The sequence below is a fragment of the Methylobacterium sp. D54C genome (genome assembly GCF_053345595.1).
In genome coordinates this window covers 1-349 of the sequence record NZ_JBKFAK010000139.1, presented here as the reverse complement: position 1 = coordinate 349, position 349 = coordinate 1, and the positions used below count along the sequence as shown (strand labels likewise).

Below are 349 nucleotides of genomic sequence, written 5' to 3'. Positions count from 1 at the left end.
CGGGCTGATGGGCGGCGCCGGCATCCCCGAGAACAACATCGTGCAGACGCAGGCCTCGGCGGCCGGCACCCTGTGCAACGTCATCCTGGCGCTTCCCGGGCTCGTCCTCGTCGGCCACTGGCACGGCTTCCCGTTCTGGCAGACCACGGCGGGCTGCCTGTTGGGCGGCCTGCTCGGCGTCGCCTTCTCGATCCCGCTCCGCCGCGCGCTCGTGTCGGGCAGCGATCTCCCCTATCCCGAGGGCATCGCCGCCGCGGAGGTGCTCAGGACCGGCCACGAGGAGCAGGGCGGCCCCGGCCTGCGGGACCTGCTCGGGGCCGCCGCGGCCGCCGGGACGATCGGGCTCGCC

Annotated in this window: 1 protein-coding gene; it reads left to right on the top strand. The window is 75.4% G+C overall.

What is annotated here, in order from left to right:
* A partial coding sequence (locus tag ACLBYB_RS32875) for an OPT/YSL family transporter (protein WP_447701388.1) occupies nt 1–349 on the top strand: 349 nt, incomplete at both ends.